General features: G+C 46.1%; 2 protein-coding genes. Both read left to right on the top strand.

The genetic code is table 11. The features are described from left to right. A partial coding sequence (locus tag ACFIKJ_RS09355) for a phage tail protein (protein ID WP_375670549.1) occupies positions 1-801 on the top strand: 801 nt, incomplete at its 5' end. 1 nt (position 802) lies between these two features. Further along, a partial coding sequence (locus ACFIKJ_RS09350; RefSeq protein WP_375670548.1) for a DUF4815 domain-containing protein occupies positions 803-1176 on the top strand: 374 nt, incomplete at its 3' end.

Genomic DNA, 1176 nt, shown 5'->3' with positions numbered 1-1176 from the left:
TGGACGGGGCGGGTATGGTGGAATTCCTTTCAACTTGATTTTGTTCAGTTGCCTGAACGCAAAAGCCTTGAAGTCATTGAAGCGATTACCGACCTTTCCAAAAGTTTGCGCTCTGATTTTCGCCGTGGGACCTATGGTTATGATGTGCAAGCTGTTGAATGCAATATGTCACGCCTTGATGACAGCATGTTGGAGTATGAAAGCGGTGTTCGTTTAACAGCTGGGGACACTTTGTTTTCCTTTGGACGCACAACAGAGATCAATCACACGCTCACAAGAGAAGAAGGCAAGCTTATTGGCAATTGGATAGATGATGGGGATGAAGAATTAAGCTGGAACCAAATCGATTATCCATGGGATATGGCAAATTTTCCGTGGTGTTCGGTCAAAAAACATGAACGCGATATGCTGATGGCAGAATGGTTTCATGGTCGCACGCTTTATCTCGTGTTAAGAGACAGCCAAGATGGCGTGATTGGGTATCAAAGATGCTATGCTGTAGCGCCTGTCGAACAGGCTTTGGATGGTGTGTACAGCCATTGTGGCGGCAGATTTAACCCTTCCACAACAGGCACTCTGTTGTTTCTTGCTGCCCGTACAGACTTTCACGATGTTGACGGCAAACAAGCCGCATTTGTTTCTGTTCTCGTTCATGCCACCCCCGCAGAAAACATAGCGGTTGGCAAGCTTTGGTGTGACGCCAATGAACTCAATGGCGGTGTCGAGATACTCAAAACGCCTGTCAATATTCCTTTGCGTGCCGATGTTCGCGAACAATTCAAGATTTTATTGAGGTTTTAATATGAAGCATGAAAGTGGTTTACCCTTTGCAATTGACAGATCTCGCGGCAAAGAGGAACAACAAAGCGTTGTCTTTTACGGCACGCGTCCCTTTATTCAAAGTGGTGAACTGAATGAGGTTCAAACCATTATAAGAGGACGGCATGACCGCTTGGGGCGCCTTGTGGCACAAGAAGGAGATCGCGTTGAACGGGCTGATGCTTTTGTCAACAAAGAGACAAGGACCGTAACGTTAACGGATGGCAAGATTTATATTGCAGGCGATATTTTCCCCGTTGCACCTGCGGTACTCAACAATGTTTCCATGATTGGACGCTTGGAAATTGGTGTGAAGCTACAAAAAAAATGGATAACACACGAAGATGATCCAGAGCT

Source organism: Bartonella sp. PS7NMGDW (assembly GCF_042193585.1).
GTDB lineage: Bacteria > Pseudomonadota > Alphaproteobacteria > Rhizobiales > Rhizobiaceae > Bartonella > Bartonella grahamii.
Note: the sequence above shows the minus strand (reverse complement) of the source record. Positions and strands in the feature narration are given on the sequence as shown.